Source organism: Thalassococcus profundi (genome assembly GCF_003344785.1).
Lineage (GTDB): Bacteria > Pseudomonadota > Alphaproteobacteria > Rhodobacterales > Rhodobacteraceae > Puniceibacterium > Puniceibacterium profundi.
Window position 1 is genome coordinate 384,267 of record NZ_QPMK01000003.1, and the last position, 14,965, is coordinate 399,231.

Here is a 14,965-nt window from a genome sequence, read left to right on the forward strand (position 1 = left end):
TGCGACGTGATTCGTCTCGGGTCACGTGCGGGGCAGGCCGGCGATGGGCAGGAAATTGCAAAAGCGCCGCGGCGCGTCGGCGGAAAAACGGGCAGGCGGGCGCTTTTGGCCGGTGACGGATGGAACCGTCAGGACGCGGCGCGACGCTCCAACGCGGTGCCGATGACGGTGTCGAAATCCGCCGGGCTGCGCACCGCGGCCATCTCGGCCGCCGGCACGGTCACGCCCCAGTGCCGCGCCATGGCTTCGTAGCGTGGCTGCCGGTGCGCCAGCGCCTGCGCATAGGTCCAGCGGATGAAGGCGTCGGGGTCCACCGCCTCTTCGGTCAGGTCGTGGGTTTCGAGATACTCCGCCCAGACACGCGCCAGGAACTGCGGCTGGTAGGCCATGGGCTTGGGCGCCCGGTCGAAGCGGCGGATCAGCTCTTCGGTATGGGCCTCGCTGCCCTCGATCCAGACCAGCAGGCAGCGGCGCGCAAGCTCGGTCAGGATCGGGTCGGCGGGGTCCTCGGGATCGACCCATTCGCAGATCGAACCGCCCGTGTCGCAGACGAAATGCGGATAGCCGTAAAGGTCCTCGGCCCGGTCGATGAAGTATGAGGTGTCGAGCAGCGCCTGCTTCTCGGCTTGCGCGAACTGGTCCTGGCGGCGTTTGTAGACATGCATGGCCATGCCGCCGCGCGCCGGATCGCCGGGCTTGCCGAGGTATGTCGACACGGGCGACAGGTTGTCGAAGGTGATGTTGGACCCAATGTAGATCGAATCGGTCATCAGCAGATCGCGCAGGAACGGCACCTTCATCGCCTCGCGCTTGGCGTTGTCGGCGATGTATTCGCCCATGTAGCGCGTGCCGATGCGGTAATCTATGGAGTAATGAAACCAGCCGCCGGCCTCGCGCAGAAGGTTCGACACATGCGTCTTGCCCAGCCCTGACATGGCGAAAAGCACGACGCGCTTGGCCGGGGCGGCATGCCATTGGGCGGCGGTGTCGTAGATCATGGGTCGGGCCTTTGCGCCGGGGCGGGACGGGGTCTGCCCGGTGTGGTAGCCAGAGCCGGGGCAGGCGTCAAACCCTCTTGGCACCCCGGGCGAAGATGCGGCCATCGAGCACCAGCAACCCCAGCGCCAGAAGCGCGAAGCCGGTATAGGCCTGCGGCGCCAGCGCCTCGTCGCGCAGCAGCGCGCCCAGGGTGATCGCCACCGGCGGGATCAGCAGCGTCACCAGAAGCAGGTTGCCGGACCCGGCCATCGCCAGCACGCGATAATACAGCAGATAAGCCAGCGCCGTGGCCAGAACCGCGTAATAGCCGATGGCAGCCCAGCTGCGCAGGCTCAGGTCCAGCGATGGCGGCCCCTCGACCAGAACGGCCAGCGGACCCATCATCAGAGTCGACGCGGTGAGCATGCCCGCCGCCGCCACCAGAGGCGGCACGCCGCGCAGATGCACCCGGGCCCAGGCCCCGGCGCAGGCATAGGACAGCGTTCCGGCCAGCACCGCCAGCTGCGCCAGACTGCGGATGTCGATCTGCGTGAGAGTGTCCAGCCCGATCGCCGTCGCCACCCCGGCAAAGCCCAGGGCCACGCCCAGCCCGCGCCGCAGGCTCAGGCGCTCGTCGGCAAAGACCGCCGCCGCGACCAGCACGCCGAAGATCGCCGTGGCCGCGTTGAAGATCGAGGTGAGGCCGGTGGCGATGTGCAGCTGCCCCCACGCCATGAGCGAAAAGGGCAGCACGTTGTTCAGCAGGCCCATCACCCAGAACGCCCCCCAGATCCGAAGGCCGCGCGGCAGCGGCTGGCGACGCAGCAGAACCACCGCCCAGAGCACCAGCATCGCCCAGAAGGTCCGGTGCAGCACCGAGGTCAGCGGCCCGATCTCGTCCAGCGCCGTGCGGATGGCCAGGAACGACCCGCCCCAGATGAGCGCCAGCAACGACAACTCGGCCCAGGCGCGCGGCGACAGCGACGCCTGTTTCACGCCGCACCGCCGTTCATCACGCACAAGGCCTCCATTCGCCCCTCCTTCATCTTGCCGATAAACCTCCAGAGAGCACGAGAGACAGCGTCTCTCGTATCGCGCCACCGGCGCGATTCCGAGCCTGGCGGGTACATCCATAGGCCAGCCGAGCCCCGCGTCCGACCCGAAACCTGCGCAAACAGGAAAGGCCCGCGAATTCGAATTCGCGGGCCGCTTTTATTTCCGAAACAGGGCTCTGTGATCAGAAGTTCATCTGCGCCTTGAAGCCGATGCCGACCACCGAGTTGTCCTCGAAGGAAGCCACGGCCACATCCTGCACGCCCGCATCCGCATCGCCGAGCTTGGTGTAGTTGATGCCGCCCGAGATGTTGAACGGACCGTTGACGTAGCGCATGCCCAGGGTCACGCCGAACTGGCCGTCGGTCGGTCCCAGCGGCGACACGGTGTCGCTGTCGCCTTCGGGTTCGTAGATCAGTGTGATCGACCCGGCGAACTTGTCGTTGAACTGCCGGCCCACGCCCAGGGTGTAGCGGTGGCTGTCCTCCAGGTTCACGAGGTCCGCGCCCAAGGCGGTGGGCACCACGTCGACGGCCGAGAACTCGGTCCAGCGATAGCCCGCGGTCAGCAGCGTGCCTTCGGCGATGCCGGTCTGGAATTCCAGGTTCAGCGACTGCGGTGTCACGTATTCCACTTCGTCGCGGATGGTCTGGCCCAGCAGGCGTTCGGTCGTGTCGGCCTTGTGCTCGATCTCGAAATGGTAGGTGGCGGCAAAGCGCAGGGCGATGTCGGGGATCTCGTAGGCCGCACCGATCAGGTAGCCCGGCCGGGTGTCGTCCTCCATCTCGAAGCGGTAGCCGCCGGTCGGGAAGAAGTTGGTGAGCGCGCCGTTGGTCTGGTTCGCGAGGACAGCCGAGGCGGGCGCCGTGGCGCCGCCGCCGACCGGAACCGGCGGCAGGAAGGAGTCGAGCACACCGGCCGCCTGGGCCTGTGCGGCCGCCCCTGCGAGGCCGGCATTGGCGCCCAGAAGCTGCGGCGTGATGTTCGAGGTGCCGAAGGTATTGTTCGCCGTGGCGGCCGCGGCGCCCAAGGCGATCGGCGTGCGGTAGGCGGTGCCGTTCAGACCCACCTCGGCGTTCACCTGCTCGGCCTTGATGCCGGCGAAGACGCTGAAGCGGTCGGTGACCTTGTAGCGGCCCACGAAGGTCAGCGCGCGGCTGTTCAGGTCGGCGAAGGTGCCGCCAAGCGCGCTGGTCGCGGGGTTGTTGTTGTAGTCGACATCGGCGCCATAGGGCTGGTCGAAGATCAGCGAGTAGTTGAACTGCTCGTTGATCTGGTTGGTATAGCTGAAGCCATACTGCTGGTAATCCTCGCCGACGTCGTAATCGTTGCCGGCGGCGTCTTCACCGGTGACGCTGGGCATGACGTGGCCGAAGCTGACGCTGGTGGTGTTGTTCGCGTCGAAGATCGCCAGGACGCTCTGGCCCGAACGGTCGAGGCCGCCTGCCATGGCCGAACCGGCGCCGAGTGCGAGCGCCGAGGCGCAAAGCAGTGTTCTTTTCATAAGAGTGACCCTCATCCCAAAGTCGGTTGTTCTCCTCTGGGTGGAAACTACGCGGCGCATCGCAAATGCGTCAATTTTGACCGTACGTCATGGTGACGCATCGCAACGCAGCGTCACCTTTTTGTAACGGATCGTGTTTCGTGCCAGATATTGAAGTAGTTGGCGCCGAAGATCACAGCAGCCCCCAAAAGCACCAGCGGATCGAGCGCTTCGGCATAAAGCGCCCAGCCGACAAGCGCGATCACCGGCAGCCGGATGAAGTCGATGGGCATCACAACCGTGGCGGGCGCAAGCCCCAGCGCGGTGGTCAGGCAGAAATGCGCGACGAGCCCCGCGCAGGCGATGAGCACGATCCAGGGCCAGTTGGCCGCAGAGGGCAGGGCGATGTCGCCGTCGATCCCGGCGCAGAGAATACCGAAGACCGATTGCATCACCGTGAGGTAGAAAAGGATGCAGGTGATCGTCTCGGTCCGGGTGAGCTTGCGCGTAAAGACCGCCGACCCGGCGAAACCGATGGCCGCGCAGGCCGCCGCCACCAGCCCGATGTGAAAGGTCTCGGGGCTGGGCCGGGTGACGATCAGGATGCCGATGAAGCCGAAGACGGCGGCGATGGCCCGCGTCCGGGTGAGCCGTTCGCCCAGGATCAGCGGCGACAGCAGCATGACCCAGAGCGGCGAGGTGAACTCCAGCGCGAAGACCTGCGCCAGCGGAATGACCGCGATGGCATAGAACCACAGGTTCTGTCCGGTGAAGTGAAAGAGGTTGCGGATCGCATGGGTGCCGAGGCTGCGGCGGGTGATCTGGTGGCGTGTGCCCGCGAGCGTTGCGGCCACGATCACGATCCCCACGCCGATCAGGCTGCGGTACATCATGATCTCGAAGGTATCGAGGTCGAGGCTCACCGCCCGGCCGGCAATGGCCATGGAGGTGAAGGAGACGATCGCCCCGGACATCCAGAGGCAGGCGCGGAGTGTATCGGTCATTGCGGCTCCCGGGGGCGCGGGCGCGGGATCGAAACCGGGCAAAGGCCGGTATCAGCCGGACCGGACCGCGACGCCGTTTTCTGCGTAGAAAACGGGTCGGAAATCTCGAGAATTCCGGTGGCGTCGCTCATGCCTCGACCACCGTGTAGTCGCGCGGCAGGCCGCGGGTGATCTCGGCCCAGGGGCTGCGGGCAGCCCGTGCCTGGTGCGCGTCAAATGCGGCGCGGTCGGCAAAGCGTTCCGATACTGAAAACACGCCTGTGCGCGTCTCGGTCACGTCGAACGCTTCGCAGCCCGGCTCGGCCCGTGTCAGCCGGATGTGATCGGGCAGGGCCGCGCGCAGGTCCTCGACCCTTTCGGGCGGGCAGGTCAGCGTTCCGGTCAGGGTCACTCCCATTCGATGGTGCCCGGCGGTTTGCTGGTGATGTCATAGGTGACGCGGTTGATGCCCGGCACTTCGTTGATGATCCGCGTCGCGGTCTCGCCAAGGAAATCGTGGCTGAACGGATAGTAATCCGCGGTCATCCCGTCGACCGAGGTGACGGCGCGCAGCGCGCAGGCGAAATCGTAGGTCCGCCCGTCGCCCATGACGCCCACGGTGCGCACCGGCAGGATCGCGACGAAGGCTTGCCAGATCTCGTCGTAAAGCCCGTGCTTGCGGATCTGGTCAATATAGACCGCATCCGCCTTGCGCAGGATCTCGAGCTTTTCGCGGGTGATCTCGCCGGGGCAGCGGATGGCAAGCCCCGGACCGGGGAAGGGGTGGCGGCCGATGAAGCTTGCCGGCAGGCCCAGCTCGTGCCCCAGCGCGCGCACCTCGTCCTTGAAGAGCTCGCGCAGCGGCTCCACCAGTTTCAGCCCCATCTTCTCGGGCAGGCCACCCACGTTGTGGTGGCTCTTGATGGTGACAGAGGGCCCGCCGGAAAAGCTGACGCTTTCGATCACGTCCGGATAAAGCGTGCCCTGAGCCAGGAATTCCGCGCCCTCGATCTCGTTGGCATATTTCTGAAAGACGTCGATGAAGAGCCCGCCGATGATCTTGCGCTTGGTCTCGGGGTCGCTGACGCCGTCCAGTTTGCCCAGGAACAGCTCGGATTCATCGGCGTGGATCAGCGGCAGGTTGTAGTGCTCGCGGAACATGGTGACGACTTCCTGCGCCTCGTTCAGCCGCATCAGGCCGTGATCGACGAAGACGCAGGTCAGCTGGTCGCCGATCGCCTCGTGGATCAGCACCGCCGCGACGGAGCTGTCGACGCCCCCCGAGAGGGCGCAGATGACCTTCTTGTCGCCCACCTGTTCGCGGATCTTGCGGATCGCTTCCTCGCGGTAGGCATCCATCGTCCAGTCGCCGTTGAACCCCGCGTCCTTGACGAAATTCTCGTAGAGCGTCTTGCCGTTCGGGGTGTGATGCACTTCGGGGTGGAACTGCACGGCATAGAAGCGGCGGTCGAGGTCGGCGGTGACCGCGAAAGGCGCATGGGGCGACGTGCCGTAGACGGCGAAACCGGGCGCGATCCGGCTTACATGATCGCCGTGGCTCATCCAGACCTGTTCGCGCTCCTCGAGGAACCAGCCCTTGAGCAGGTCGATCCGGTCCTCGGTGGGCTTCACGTAGGCGCGGCCGAATTCGGCGGTGCCCTGGCCGCGCTCGACCTTGCCGCCCAGCATCTGCATCATCACCTGCTGGCCGTAGCAGATGCCCAACACCGGCACGCCCAGCTCGAAGACCCTGGCGGGCGGACGGGGGGAGCCTTCGTCGATGACCGATGCGGGTCCGCCGGAGAGGATCACCGCCTTCGGGGCGAAGTCGTCGAGGAAGGCATCCGTCACCAGGTTGAACGGATGGATTTCGCAATAGACGTTCAGTTCACGCAGGCGCCGCGCGATCAGCTGCGTCACCTGGGAGCCGAAGTCGATGATGAGGAGGCGGTCGTGCTGGGTCTGAATCATATGCTCTGATAGGCAGGCGCTTGCGAAAGTGCAATAAGCGCCGCGACGCCGCTAAGGAGAAACGGGCCATGCGACTGCTGACGGAATTCGGAATGGGCACATCGCTGCGCCGGGGCGACTATACCGAGGCCGCCGCGCGCGCGGTGCGGGACGCGCTGTGGCACAATTCGATCAACCTGGCGGAGCTTTTCGGCTTCGACAAGGCGGACATGATCATCGACGTGCAGATCGGCGTGCAGCAGCCCGAGGCGGTGGATGTGGCGGCGATTGCGGCGCTCTTCCCCTACGGCCAGCCGCAGGTGCGGGTTGTCTTCGGCGGGCTCGACATCCCGCGACCCGAAGGAGAGGGGAATGCGACAGTGATCGCCAACGTGGCCCTGTCGGTGAGCTTCGACATGGAGCGTGCGGCATGAGGCGGATGATCATCGAGATGGGCATGGGCAACGACCTGCACGGTCAGGACTATACCAAGGCGGCGAGCCGGGCCATCGAGGACGCGATGCGGCATTCGTCGCTGCCGATTCTTCCGGCGCTGGGGATGGATCATCGCCAGATGGAGGTCCGCGTGACAGTGGCCGTGGCGCAGCCCGACGCGGTGGATTGCCACGCCCTGGCGGCGGCGATGCCGCGCGGGACCGTGACGGTGCGGGCGGTTCAGGGGGGCATGGATGTCGTGAACCCGGAGACCGGGGAGGTGACGGTGGTGGCCTCCGCTGCAATCGAGGTGTTCCTGCCCGAACAGAAGGGGTGGCGGCTGCGGGGGTAGGCGGTGCCGGCTTTATCAGATCCTAAGCCCGGTGCGCGCCCTCGTCCGGAGCCAAGGCCGCTTGCGGCCGCCGGGCAGCGGCAGCCAGGCAGACGCACCGGAGGTGCGCTCCCCTAAAGCGGCTCGCCTCTGGCGAGACGGGCTGCCGCTTTGTTTGAGCCTGGTGCCAATCTTCGTGGTCGTCCGGATGGTGCAGGCATGAAATGCCGAGCGGAGCGGTCGGTCGCGGCATCCCGCTGGCTGCCGGGCGACATTGGACCCGCGTCCCCGCCCGGAATCAAGGCTGCTTGCAGCCGCCGGGCAGCGGCAGCCAGCCCCCCCGGGCTGCCGCTTTGGCTGGTCTTGGCGCTACGCCTCGCGGTCGTCCGGATGTGGCTGGGATAAAGCACGCAGCGGATAAGACCGAGCGGCACCCCGCTGGCTGCCGGGCGAGGTCTCGCCCCCGGTCCACGCCCGGAACCAACCCCGCTTGCCCCCGCCAATGTCGCTTTCCCCCCTGAAACGGCGCAAATCGCAAATGGCCCTCCGCGCACGCGCGATAGAACCGCCCTCAACCCCGGGGACGGATCCGGGTGCAGGGACAAGGATGCGGATCATGGCAGAGGCAGAGACACGGCGCAGGACACGCGGCGGCGGCGGAGCGGCGCGGCGGGCGGAACGGTCCGCCGTCAGCGTCGAGACCGCGAAGTACATCGAGCGCAACATCCCCAATTTCGAGGTCCTGACCGAAGAGGCGCTCGACATCATCGAGTCCAATGCCGAAACCGTTCTGGCCGAAATCGGCGTCAACTTCGTCAACAACCCCGCCGCGCTCGACCGCTGGCGCGCCGCAGGCGCCGAGGTGGACGGCGAGCGCGTGCGCATCCCGCGCGGCCTGGCCAAAAAGCTCTGCGCCACCGCGCCCAAGGAATTCACCCAGCACGCCCGCAACCCCGAGCGCAACGTGGTCATCGGCGGCAAGAACCTGGTGCTGGCGCCGGTCTACGGCCCGCCCTTCGTGCATGACGTCGAAAAGGGCCGCCGTTATGCCACGATCGAGGATTTCCGCAACTTCGTGAAGCTGGGCTACATGTCGAAGTGGCTGCACCACTCCGGCGGCACGGTTTGCGAACCCACCGACATCCCCGTGAACAAGCGCCACCTCGACATGCTGCTGGCGCACATGACCCTGTCCGACAAGCCGTTCATGGGCTCGGTCACCGAACCCAGCCGCGCCCAGGACAGCGTCGACATGTGCAAGATCCTCTTCGGCGAGGAGTTCGTGCAGCAGAACACGGTGATGACCTCGCTCATCAACATCAACTCGCCGATGACCTTCGACGACACGATGATGGGCGCGCTCGAGGTCTATGCCGCCAACAACCAGGCCTGCATCATCAGCCCCTTCATCGTCGGCGGCGCCATGGCGCCGGTGTCGGTGGCGGGCACCCTGACGCAGGTGATGGCGGAATGCCTCGCGGGCATCGCCTATTCGCAGATCGTCCGCCCCGGCGCGCCGGTGATCATGGGCGCCTTCGTGACCTCGATCGACATGAACTCGGGTGCCCCCACCTTCGGGACGCCCGAAGCTGCGCACATCACCTACGGTGCGGGCCAGCTGGCCCGGCGCCTTGGACTGCCCTACCGGTCGGCGGGGTCGTTCTGTGGCTCGAAGCTGCCGGATGCACAGGCCGCCTACGAGACCGCGAACAGCCTCAACATGGGGCTGCTGGCGGGGGTGAACTTCATGCTGCATTCCTGCGGCTGGCTCGAAGGCGGGCTGGTCTCCTCCTACGAGAAATTCGTCATGGACGCGGACCAGCTGGGCTGCCTGCATCACCTGGCCCGCGGCGTCGACATCGACGAGAACGCTCAGGCCATGGATGCCATCCGCGAGGTCGGCCCCGGCGGGCATTACCTGGGCTGCGCGCACACCCAGGCGAATTTCAAGACCGCGTTCTGGCGCTCGGACCTCTTCGACTACAAGCCCTTCGAAACCTGGAGCGAGGAGGGCGCGCGCGACACCATGGCGCTGGCCAGCGTACGGGTGAAACGGCAGCTGGAGACCTACCAGCAGCCGGCGCTCGATCCGGCCATCGCCGAGGCGCTCGAGGCCTTCGTGGCCCAAAAGAAGGCCGAAGCGCCCGACGCCTTCATGTAACCGCGTCGCGCCCGGCGGAAAGCTGGGCGCGCAACAGCCGGGCCTCGCCCATCACCGCGCTCAGCACCTCGACGTGATCGCTGACCGAATAGGCGGCGTCGCGGCTGCGGCGCTGTTCGTCGAACTCGGCCTCGATCTCCAGCAGACGCATGACCGACGCGCCGTGCCCGGGCAGGGCGTGGCTGCCCAGCAGCCGCCGCAGGTGCGGATGGCGGCGGTAGTCGTTGGCCCCCAACCGCGCCGCGCGCACCAGCAGGCGGGGGCGGCTGAGGGTGGCGAGCAGGCTCAGAATATCGTGCATGGAACATTTCCTTGATTGTGAAATTTCCAAATTACACACGTTTATCGGGTGTTGCGTCCCGCGGCCGATCGCCGTTCGGCGTCTTCACAACTGTTTAGACTTTAGCAACAATGATGATTTTTTCGTTACATTGTTAACAAACACGTAACACGTACACTTTTAGGTTGAGCCCGCCCTCGGACCGGCACGGTGCGACAACCATCACATACGGAAGGGTGACGGAATTTGGACGGTCATTGCGATTTCGGCAGGCTGCAGTCTCTGCCCGACTGGGTTCCGCAAAACGCGCGGCATTATCTGGCGCATATCGAAGCGGGACTTCCGATCCGGGCTCTGGCCCGCGCGGCGGGATGCCATGCGTCGACGGTTCTGCGGCAGGTCCGCAGGATCGAAGCGCAGCGCGACGATCCGCTCATCGACGCGGCGCTGCGCCGCCTCGGGACATACCAGCGCCGTTCGCCGTCTTTCGGCCCGGAAAAGGACCACGCGACCATGACCGCCATAGCCCGCATCGAGGAAACAGAGATCGACGAAAACCGCCTGTCGCGCGAGGCCCGGCGCATCCTGCGTCGGCTTTCCGAAAGCGGCGCCGTGCTGGCGGTGGCGGCCGAGATGGACAAGGCGGTGGTGGTACGCGACACCGCGGACGGCGGCACCGCCCGCACCGCCGTGGTCGACAGCGCCGTGGCCCAGGCCATGGCCCTGAAGGACTGGATCGCCTGCGACGCTCCGGGCCGGATCTCGCGCTACCGGATCACGGCGCTGGGCCGCACGGCCCTCAGCCGGCTGCTCGCCGAGCAGGAAAGCCGCCTGCGCGGCTTTGCCGAGGCGCAGACCGCCTTTTCCTCGGGCCGGGCGCTGGAGGCGGCGCTGGACGACACCGAAGACAGCCCGCAGCGGCGCAGGTCGGGCTACGCCCTGTCCGACAGCCCGCTGACGGCGCTCGCCCGGCGCCGCGACAAGACCGGCGCGCCGTTCCTGTCGGACGCGCTGGTCAGCGCCGGCGAACGGCTGCGCGAGGATTTCGAACTGGCCCAGGTCGGGGCGACGCTGCCGCCCGACTGGGACCTGTCGCAGCCGGTCGGTCCGGACGATCCTCGGGCGCCCCTGCGCGGGGTCGAAGGCGCGCGGGTGCGGCTTGCCCGCGTGCTGCGCGACCTCGGCCCCGGGCTGTCCGAGATCGCGCTGCGCTGCTGCTGCTACCTCGAAGGGCTCGAGACGGCGGAAAAGCGCATGGGCTGGTCGGCGCGGTCGGGCAAGATCGTCCTGCGCATCGCACTGCAGCGCCTCAAGCGCCATTACGACGAAACCACCGGGCCCGGCGGCGGCCTGATCGGCTGATCACAAGACTGCGGCAAGATGTCTGCCGCACCCGATGCACCGCCCCTGGCGATCCTGCGCCGGCCCCGCACGCCTCCGCATGACGCATAGCGGCCATGCGACACTGGTACTGCCCCGGCACGTGACCTATGCTAGTGACAGGACAACGGAACGTCACGGGGAAAGACCAGTGCGAGACCTCAAGATACCGCAGCAGCGCCACCCGGAGAAAGCCCACCGCCCGGACAATGCGCAGCCCAAGAAACCCGACTGGATCCGCGTCCGCGCACCGGGCGGGCAGGGCTATGCCGACACCCGCAAGATCATGCGCGAACACAACCTCGTCACGGTCTGCGAAGAGGCGGGCTGTCCCAACGTCGGCGAATGCTGGAGCCAGGGTCACGCCACCATGATGATCATGGGCGACATCTGCACCCGCGGCTGCACCTTCTGCAATATCGCCACCGGCCGGCCCGACACGCTCGACGTGTTCGAGCCCGGCCGCGTCGCCGACGCGGTGCAGAAGCTCGGTCTGAATCACGTCGTCATCACCTCCGTGGACCGCGACGATCTCGAGGATGGCGGCGCCGACCACTTCGCCCAGACCATCCGCGCGATCCGGCACCGCAGCCCCGGCACCACGATCGAAATCCTGACGCCGGATTTCCTGAAATGCGCGCCCTCGGTGTTGGAAACCGTGGTGGCGGCGAAACCCGACGTCTTCAACCACAACCTCGAAACCGTGCCCGGGCTCTATCCCTCGGTGCGTCCCGGCGCGCGCTACTTCCACTCCCTGCGCCTGCTGCAGCGGGTCAAGGAACTCGATCCGTCGATCTTCACCAAGTCTGGCATCATGGTGGGGCTGGGCGAAGGCCGCCAGCAGGTGATGCAGGTGATGGAGGACATGCGCGCCGCCGATGTCGACTTCCTGACCATCGGCCAGTACCTGCAACCGACGCCCAAGCACCACGCCGTGGATCGCTTCGTCACCCCCGAGGAATTCGCGGGCTACGAAAAGGCCGCCTACGGCAAGGGTTTCCTGATGGTCTCGGCCACGCCGCTCACCCGGTCGTCCTACCACGCCGGCGACGACTTCGCACGCCTGCGCGCAGCCCGCGAAGCCCGGCTCGCCAAGGCCTGACCCGCCCGATCCCGATGCGCCGCCGTCCGACACGGGGCGCCCCTTCATCTTGCCAATAAACTCCGGAGAGCACGAGAGGCAGCGCCTCTCGTATCCGGCGCAGCCGGATCACTCCCCGCCGGGCAGGGCCTTGAGATAGGCCGCCACCGCCGCACGATCCTCAGCAGGAAGCTGCGCGAAATTCTCGATCACCGCCACCATGTGCCCGCCGGCGGAATCGAAATCCGGGGTGAAGCCGCTTTCGAGGTAGTAGGCGATGTCGGTCGCGCTCCAGTCGAGCGCGCCTGGGCGCAGGTCCGGGATCGTGCCGCGCCCGTTGGGGTTTGGCGCGCCACCCAGCCAGGCGTCGCGCTCCAGCCCGCCGAGCGCGTCGCGCGGGGTGTGGCATTCGCCGCAATGGGCCAGCGCCTCGACAAGGTACCGCCCGCGGTCCACCGTCGCGTCCGGGACCTCCTCCATCACCCAGTCCTCGCGCAGGTAGAGCGTCTTCCACACACCCAGCGAGCGGCGGATGTTGAAGGGAAACCCGACCTCGTGCGCCGCACTCGGCGTCGCATCGGGTGGCAGGGTCTGCCAGAAGGCCCAGAGATCGGCCACGTCCTGAGCGGTCATGCGGGCATAGGCGGTATAGGGGAAGGCCGGGTAGTAATGGGCGCCCTCGGGCGAGACGCCGCGCTGCACGGCGCTGGCGAATTGCGCCAGCGACCATGTCCCGATCCCGGCCTCGGGGTGCGGAGAGACGTTGGGCGCCACGAAGGTTCCGAAATCGCTGGGAAATCTTTGTCCGCCCGCGAGCACCCGCTTGGCATCGCCCTCGGCCTCCGGCGCGTGGTGGCAGGAGGCGCATCCGGCCGCGACGAAGACCTGTTCGCCCGCGGCCGCATCGCCCGCGCTCTCCGGCACCGCGCTCTCGGGCAGCGGCACGGCGCGGGTGATCCAAAGCCCGCCCGCAAGCACGGCCACGGCAAGCGCCGCAAGCAAAATCACTCCCTTGCGCATGCCGGCGGCTTAGTTCTGCGAGGCGCGATAGTCGTCGTGGCAGGCCTTGCAGGCATCGCCGATCTGACCCAGCGCCGGGCCAAGCGCCTCCTGCCCGGTGGCAGCGACCTCCTGCATGTTCGCGGCGGCGGTGCCGAAGCCTTCCCATTTGGTGACGAAATCGTCGAAATTCTCCCAGATGGCGGGCAGGGCGCGGGTGCCGTCGATGGCCATCTCGTCGCTGCCCTCGGGCCAGTGCGGACCCTGCTGGATCATCGACACCGCGACAAGCGTATCCGCGGCGGCTTGTGCAGATTCGGTGTCATACGCGACCTCTCCCTTGGCCATGCCGCCGAGGATGCCGAGGTTCAGCGCCATGATGCGGAACTGCCCCTGACGCGCCTTGAGCACGTCGGAAAAATCTTCCTGGGCAAGGGCGGGGGATGCCAGAAGGGCGGCGGCGCAAACGGCCATGGCGGATGTCTTGAGCATAATCGGTCTCCCTGAATGAACCTAACGTCACCTAGTATGCCGCAGTCCCCGGGCAATGCCGATCACAGCTTGGCGAGCGCGGGGGCAGTTCAGGGGCTCACCCGCATCGGCGCCCGCGTGCCCTCGACGCTCAGCGCCTCGGGCCAGCCGACCCAGCGTTCGACGGCATAAAGCCCCAGACAAACCGCGATGATCGCCAGCACCAGCTTGACCTTGCCCGCAGAGGGCGGGTTGCGCGCCCAGCGTGCCATGCGCAGCAGGTGGAACCAGTTCACGACTCCGCCTCGCCGGTGAACCGAACCTTGCCGATATAGGGCAGGTTCCGGTTGCGCTGCGCGTAGTCGATGCCGTAGCCCACGACGAATTCGTCCGGGATCTCGAAGCCGATCCAGTCGGCGCGGAAATCCACCTCGCGCCGCGATGGCTTGTCCAGCAGCGCGATGGTGCGCAGGCGTGCGGGCTTGCGCGACCTCAGAAGCGCCGTCACATGGCTCAGCGTGTGGCCGGTGTCGACGATATCCTCGACCACCAGCACGTCGCGGCGCTCGATCCCCGACCGCAGGTCCTTGAGCACCCGCACCTCGCGGCTCGACTGCATCTCGTTGCCGTAGGAGGAGACTTCGAGGAAATCCACCTCGACCGGCAGGTCGAGCTCGCGCACCAGGTCCGCGATAAAGACGAAGGACCCGCGCAACAGCCCCACCACCACCAGCTTGTCGGTGTCCGAAAACTCTGCGTCGATCTTCACGCAGAGCGCCTCGATCCGCGCGGCGATGGCCTTGGCCGAGATCATCTCGTCGATGACATAAGGACGCTGAGTCATGGCTTTCCCTTGAATTTCCGTACTTGGCGTACGACATGGCACAGACTCATGACGAAAACGGGGACCGATGCCAACCCATTCCGAAACCCGAAAGCTGCCCTATACCGCGCAGCAGATGTACGATCTTGTCGCCGATGTCGGCTCCTACCCGGAGTTCCTGCCGTGGTGCGCCGCGGCGCGCATCCGCTCCACCAAAGAGGAGGGCGCGGCGACGGTGATGCTGGCGGATCTGGTAATCAGCTTCCGGGTGTTCCGCGAACGGTTCGGCAGCCGCGTGACGCTCTGGCCCGAGGACATGAAGATCGACACCGAATACCTCGACGGGCCGTTCCGCTACATGAAGTCGAACTGGGCCTTCCGGGATGTGGAAGGCGGGTGCGAAGTGTCCTTCTTCGTCGATTTCGAATTCAAGAACGCCATGCTGCAGGGAATCATCGGGCTGGTGTTCAACGAGGCGATGCAACGCATCGTGCGCGCCTTCGAACGGCGGGCGGCGCAGCTTTACGGTTGACCTGTCTGGGCCGCGCAATGGTACC

17 protein-coding genes are annotated in these 14,965 nt (G+C 66.6%); 6 read left to right on the forward strand and 11 right to left on the reverse strand.

Annotated elements, in window-relative coordinates:
* Positions 1 to 128: 128 nt before the first annotated feature.
* From DU478_RS06065 to guaA, 6 genes are all read right to left on the reverse strand, one after another.
* Positions 129 to 998 (reverse strand): ATPase, encoded by an 870-nt coding sequence (locus DU478_RS06065; RefSeq protein WP_114510042.1) that lies wholly within the window; start codon positions 996 to 998, stop codon positions 129 to 131.
* A gap of 67 nt (positions 999 to 1,065) precedes the next feature.
* Positions 1,066 to 1,974: a DMT family transporter gene (locus DU478_RS06070; protein WP_233501131.1), complete on the reverse strand. Its 909-nt coding sequence runs from the start codon at positions 1,972 to 1,974 to the stop codon at positions 1,066 to 1,068.
* 241 nt (positions 1,975 to 2,215) lie between these two features.
* Positions 2,216 to 3,535, reverse strand: a complete 1,320-nt coding sequence (locus tag DU478_RS06075) for an outer membrane protein transport protein (protein ID WP_158545750.1) — start codon at positions 3,533 to 3,535, stop codon at positions 2,216 to 2,218.
* Positions 3,536 to 3,648: 113 nt separating this feature from the next.
* On the reverse strand, positions 3,649 to 4,518 hold the full coding sequence (locus DU478_RS06080; protein WP_114510045.1) for a DMT family transporter: 870 nt from the start codon (positions 4,516 to 4,518) through the stop codon (positions 3,649 to 3,651).
* Positions 4,519 to 4,645: 127 nt separating this feature from the next.
* Positions 4,646 to 4,915 (reverse strand): putative quinol monooxygenase, encoded by a 270-nt coding sequence (locus DU478_RS06085; protein WP_114510046.1) that lies wholly within the window; start codon positions 4,913 to 4,915, stop codon positions 4,646 to 4,648.
* The gene (gene guaA / locus DU478_RS06090; RefSeq protein ID WP_114510047.1) at positions 4,906 to 6,468 is read right to left on the reverse strand and encodes a glutamine-hydrolyzing GMP synthase; all 1,563 of its coding nucleotides are present in this window, start codon (positions 6,466 to 6,468) and stop codon (positions 4,906 to 4,908) included. Before guaA ends, DU478_RS06085 begins: the two co-directional genes overlap by 10 nt.
* 68 nt (positions 6,469 to 6,536) lie before the next feature.
* On the opposite strand from guaA, the gene DU478_RS06095 reads away from it, so the two are divergent.
* The 3 genes from DU478_RS06095 to DU478_RS06105 all read left to right on the forward strand — a co-directional run bounded on the left by DU478_RS06095 (position 6,537) and on the right by DU478_RS06105 (position 9,374).
* The gene (locus DU478_RS06095) at positions 6,537 to 6,881 is read left to right on the forward strand and encodes a Lin0512 family protein (RefSeq protein ID WP_114510048.1); all 345 of its coding nucleotides are present in this window, start codon (positions 6,537 to 6,539) and stop codon (positions 6,879 to 6,881) included.
* Positions 6,878 to 7,234: a Lin0512 family protein gene (locus tag DU478_RS06100; protein ID WP_114510049.1), complete on the forward strand. Its 357-nt coding sequence runs from the start codon at positions 6,878 to 6,880 to the stop codon at positions 7,232 to 7,234. The genes DU478_RS06095 and DU478_RS06100 overlap by 4 nt, the downstream gene beginning before the upstream one ends.
* Before the next feature lie 595 nt (positions 7,235 to 7,829).
* A complete protein-coding gene (locus DU478_RS06105; RefSeq protein WP_114510050.1) occupies positions 7,830 to 9,374 on the forward strand; it encodes a trimethylamine methyltransferase family protein in 1,545 nt (514 codons plus the stop codon).
* Here DU478_RS06105 and DU478_RS06110 read toward each other — a convergent pair.
* Positions 9,367 to 9,675, reverse strand: a complete 309-nt coding sequence (locus DU478_RS06110) for a DUF6477 family protein (protein WP_114510051.1) — start codon at positions 9,673 to 9,675, stop codon at positions 9,367 to 9,369. The genes DU478_RS06105 and DU478_RS06110 overlap by 8 nt on opposite strands.
* Positions 9,676 to 9,900: 225 nt before the next feature.
* Here DU478_RS06110 and DU478_RS06115 point away from each other — a divergent pair, with 225 nt between their 5' ends.
* The gene (locus tag DU478_RS06115) at positions 9,901 to 11,016 is read left to right on the forward strand and encodes a DUF6456 domain-containing protein (protein ID WP_233501132.1); all 1,116 of its coding nucleotides are present in this window, start codon (positions 9,901 to 9,903) and stop codon (positions 11,014 to 11,016) included.
* A 169-nt stretch (positions 11,017 to 11,185) separates the two neighbouring features.
* Positions 11,186 to 12,136: a lipoyl synthase gene (gene lipA / locus DU478_RS06120; protein ID WP_114510052.1), complete on the forward strand. Its 951-nt coding sequence runs from the start codon at positions 11,186 to 11,188 to the stop codon at positions 12,134 to 12,136.
* 108 nt (positions 12,137 to 12,244) lie between these two features.
* Here the strand turns inward: lipA and DU478_RS06125 are convergent, their stop codons facing one another.
* The 4 genes from DU478_RS06125 to hpt all read right to left on the reverse strand — a co-directional run bounded on the left by DU478_RS06125 (position 12,245) and on the right by hpt (position 14,429).
* The gene (locus tag DU478_RS06125; RefSeq protein ID WP_114510053.1) at positions 12,245 to 13,135 is read right to left on the reverse strand and encodes a cytochrome c; all 891 of its coding nucleotides are present in this window, start codon (positions 13,133 to 13,135) and stop codon (positions 12,245 to 12,247) included.
* Between the two features lie 9 nt (positions 13,136 to 13,144).
* Positions 13,145 to 13,606, reverse strand: a complete 462-nt coding sequence (locus tag DU478_RS06130; protein ID WP_114510054.1) for a c-type cytochrome — start codon at positions 13,604 to 13,606, stop codon at positions 13,145 to 13,147.
* A gap of 89 nt (positions 13,607 to 13,695) precedes the next feature.
* A complete protein-coding gene (locus DU478_RS06135) occupies positions 13,696 to 13,881 on the reverse strand; it encodes a hypothetical protein (RefSeq protein WP_114510055.1) in 186 nt (61 codons plus the stop codon).
* A complete protein-coding gene (gene hpt / locus DU478_RS06140) occupies positions 13,878 to 14,429 on the reverse strand; it encodes a hypoxanthine phosphoribosyltransferase (protein ID WP_114510056.1) in 552 nt (183 codons plus the stop codon). The genes DU478_RS06135 and hpt overlap by 4 nt, the downstream gene beginning before the upstream one ends.
* A 67-nt stretch (positions 14,430 to 14,496) precedes the next feature.
* Between hpt and DU478_RS06145 the strand changes: the two genes are divergently transcribed.
* The gene (locus DU478_RS06145; RefSeq protein WP_114510057.1) at positions 14,497 to 14,940 is read left to right on the forward strand and encodes a type II toxin-antitoxin system RatA family toxin; all 444 of its coding nucleotides are present in this window, start codon (positions 14,497 to 14,499) and stop codon (positions 14,938 to 14,940) included.
* The last annotated feature ends 25 nt before the right edge of the window (positions 14,941 to 14,965 follow it).